Origin of the sequence: Emticicia sp. (assembly GCF_049241225.1) — a bacterium.
In the GTDB taxonomy this organism is placed as follows: Bacteria; Bacteroidota; Bacteroidia; order Cytophagales; family Spirosomataceae; genus Emticicia.
Map to the genome: position 1 here is coordinate 1 of NZ_JBMLRC010000168.1, position 3,267 is coordinate 3,267.

The window sequence follows — 3,267 nt, forward strand, 5'->3', positions numbered from 1 at the left end:
TTGTAAAATATTTGTTAAGTTGCTGAAAGTGAGACGTATATGGGTGGGGTTGGGAGTGTAAAGAAGAAGCGTGGCACTTTTACCACGCTTTTCAGTATATTGATTTTACACCTTCAATTTATCTGGGTCTTGTCGAGTATCAAAAATGGTATTGATATAAACTTTACCCGTTCTATATGAATAGATGATTTTATAATTTCCCTCAACCAAAAAACGATATTCTTGTTTTGTTTGCGTTGGTTGAATTCTCCCTGATAATGGAAAATCTTCTAATTGACGTACACGAGCAATTATTTTATCAATGGTTTTCTGTGCTTTATTAAAACCTATAAAATCTTCTATCAGAAGTAAATCATCAAAAGCTTCATTGGTCCAAATTACGCTATGTTTTGGCATTATTGAAATCTATTTTTGAAGAAATTTTCCACCTCACTTTGGCTGTAAATTTCGCCATTTTCAATATTTTTCTCCGAACGACTTAATTTAGCTTCCAACTCATCTTGAGTGATAGGCTTCAATTTAACCTTTAATTTTTTAGATTTCTCTTTATGCAATAAATCGCTTAACTTATCAATGATTTGTTCATCGTTGAGTCTAAGATATTCTTGCATAAAAAGCATTTTTCGAGATTGGATGTCGGCTCCCATTTTTAAAGATTTGTCTATATTGTAATCAGCTTTTTCCTAGCTGTAAAAACTTTTGAAGCTTAGTGGTCACATAGCTTATAAGCAAGATAGCCAAAAGTTTTTATTTTTTCTGTAAATAGCGTTGTAAAATATTTGTTAAGTTGCGGAAAGTGAGACGTATGTAGATGGGAGTTTGATAAAACAAAATATTAAAACTTCGTTTTTTTTACATATCATTAACTACAAGTTTAACTGTATTCCAAACTCTTCTTCAATTGCCCTAATAAAATAAACCGAATTAGGTTCTTTTTCCAACTTTTCATTGAAATAGGTCAGGGCATCAAGATTGCGATTTTTTATTGCTTCTTTTCTTCGAGCAATATATAATTTTCGTTCTTTTGCCAATTCTTCATCATCAAGTTTCAAGAATTTTATGAGATTCTCAGCCTCTGTATCTGTTGGATTACATAAATAGTCACCATCAAAATAAACAATCCTTTTCTCAAAATCATCATCTGTTGGTAGCAATAAAGGTTGATGTTTTTTCCACCGTGGAATACTACCTTTTTCGTTATTCCATTGCCCTTTTACCAAAAACCAGTTATGATAGCCATCTTGACTTGTATCTTTTAATTCGGGATTAAAATGTTCAATTTCTCTTTTATCAGTTCTACCAAAATAGGTTTCAGTGTAAGCACATCTTGAATGCTGTTCTGCAAATAATACTTTTTGAATCTCTGTTGTGTGCTTAGGATACTCCCAACTATTGACCATAATTTCAGAATCATCTTTTTTTACTTGCCGCTTCATACCGAAAAGTTGTATTTATCTCCGAGAGTTTCGTATTCATTTAAATAAGTTTCCTTTTTACCTCCATTTTCTTCAAAACGAATCAACTTCTTTAATTCTAAATAACGCTCCCATGCCTTGATTTTTTCATCACTCATATATTTATTATCAAGGTCAAAAACATCTCGTAATAACTTATCTGCTGAAAAAGCCCCAATATCTTCGGTGATACGCTCGACCGTAATTCCGGCTTCTTTTGTTCGATTTACTTGTAAAAAGACTGAGTTCTCGGGTGCTCCTAATAGTGGTACAAGACTATGCGTAGAAGCAATAAATTGTACTTTTGGAAAGATAGAAGACAATAATTTGGGTAATTCTCGCTGTAATTTTGGATGCCAATGTAAATCCAGTTCATCAATAATAACGATACCTGCTAATTCCGAAGGCTCGTTAATTGTTGGTTGAGATTTGAATAAACGAATAATCATATCGCCAACCATCAAAATCAGACTACGAAAACCCGAAGCTAATTGCTCAAAGGTTACGGGATTATAAGTATCACCATCTTCAGTTGGTTCTTTTTCGATGTATAAAATCTTGCGATTTGGCACATCAACTTGTATATCAGATAGATATGGGATAAGTTTTAGAAATACTGATTTTACTTTTTCAAATTTTTCATTCTTTTCTAAAAACCAAATCAACAATTCAAATTCAATATTTAGTAAAATTCCATCAGAATTAAAAAGGCTATATGTAGTTGTACTTTTCTTGGCTATATCATTTTGAGCTTGGTCAGTTTGAATTTGTAATCTCGAAGGGCCGTAGCAGGCAAGGTATGGGAAAGAATTAAAATTTACGCCAATATTGTGAATTATACTTTTGCTTTGATAAAAAAACTCTACTCCAATTTTCGCACCATTGAAACCACTTCTTACTAAAGTTTTATCCTCATCCTTTTCTCCAAATAATCCTATTGCGATTGCTTGTAATAAAGTAGTTTTCCCAAAACCATTTTCTCCAATTAGAAATATCCATTGGGTATCAATAGGTAGCTGTTCAAAGCCTATTTGCTGAGTTATACCATTAAAGTTATGAATTTTTAAAGATTTTAAAGTATAGGGAAGAATATTTTTAGCTTTTGTGTATGTATCTTTAGTAATATCTTTTATAACAATACGTTCTCTGTATTTTTGTTCACCGTAATAAAACTCACCATAAAACATTATTGCTTCATTTACAATTAACTTAACTTCTTCTGCATCAGTATTTAGCTTATATTCAACATTAAAGTCGTCTTCATTAATTTTTATAGATGTGATTGAATCAAAGTATTTTTCAAAAACAGGAAGGAATTTTTTAGCTTTCTCTCTTTGGCTAATAGCAAAGTCAGAGTCCATCTCAATTTGAATAATTCTTTGTAAATCAAGCTTCACTTTTTCAAGATTACTTATCGTAAATGAAAAAGTGTTATTGTACAGATATTGACCATCTTCATTAACTCCTGAAATTATACTTTTTATCTGCTCAGGTAATTCCAAATCTTGCTTTTTTGCTTCTGTAAGGTTTTTATTCCATTCTCTCAACAAAGTATCATCAATGCCAAGCTCATCTTTAATCTTAGATAAAGTTTTTCCCTCATTTTTAAACTTGATAAATAAATTATGAAGCCTTAATTCTTCTGCTTGTGTCATCTGATTGAAATAAAATATAAAACCAAAATTAAACAAAAAAGGCAGAGTTTGTAAACTCTGCCTTTCAATATTTTACTTCACCCAAGCCTCCACTTCTTCCTTGCTCGGCATTTTTTCGTCGATTTTGAGTTTCTTTCTCATACCACCCAAATCATTGA

General features: G+C 31.4%; 4 protein-coding genes. All 4 read right to left on the reverse strand.

Annotated elements, in window-relative coordinates; translation table 11 throughout:
- Positions 1 to 105: 105 nt before the first annotated feature.
- The 4 genes from ACOVO2_RS09555 to ACOVO2_RS09570 all read right to left on the reverse strand — a co-directional run bounded on the left by ACOVO2_RS09555 (position 106) and on the right by ACOVO2_RS09570 (position 3,109).
- Entirely contained in the window at positions 106 to 396 is a 291-nt protein-coding gene (locus tag ACOVO2_RS09555; RefSeq protein ID WP_421769743.1) for a type II toxin-antitoxin system RelE/ParE family toxin, read from the reverse strand.
- Complete coding sequence (locus ACOVO2_RS09560) at positions 396 to 611, reverse strand: hypothetical protein (RefSeq protein WP_421769744.1); 216 nt, start codon at positions 609 to 611, stop codon at positions 396 to 398. The genes ACOVO2_RS09555 and ACOVO2_RS09560 overlap by 1 nt, the downstream gene beginning before the upstream one ends.
- A 255-nt stretch (positions 612 to 866) precedes the next feature.
- Positions 867 to 1,436: a hypothetical protein gene (locus ACOVO2_RS09565; RefSeq protein WP_421769745.1), complete on the reverse strand. Its 570-nt coding sequence runs from the start codon at positions 1,434 to 1,436 to the stop codon at positions 867 to 869.
- Entirely contained in the window at positions 1,433 to 3,109 is a 1,677-nt protein-coding gene (locus tag ACOVO2_RS09570) for an AAA family ATPase (RefSeq protein ID WP_421769746.1), read from the reverse strand. Before ACOVO2_RS09570 ends, ACOVO2_RS09565 begins: the two co-directional genes overlap by 4 nt.
- Between the last annotated feature and the right edge of the window lie 158 nt (positions 3,110 to 3,267).

What these genes read in the sequence shown, in the direction of transcription:
- ACOVO2_RS09555 (WP_421769743.1), bottom strand. Translation starts at nt 396, where the DNA reads ATGCCAAAACATAGCGTAATTTGGACCAATGAAGCTTTTGATGATTTA.
- ACOVO2_RS09560 (WP_421769744.1), bottom strand. Translation starts at nt 611, where the DNA reads ATGCAAGAATATCTTAGACTCAACGATGAACAAATCATTGATAAGTTA.
- ACOVO2_RS09565 (WP_421769745.1), bottom strand. Translation starts at nt 1,436, where the DNA reads ATGAAGCGGCAAGTAAAAAAAGATGATTCTGAAATTATGGTCAATAGT.
- ACOVO2_RS09570 (WP_421769746.1), bottom strand. Translation starts at nt 3,109, where the DNA reads ATGACACAAGCAGAAGAATTAAGGCTTCATAATTTATTTATCAAGTTT.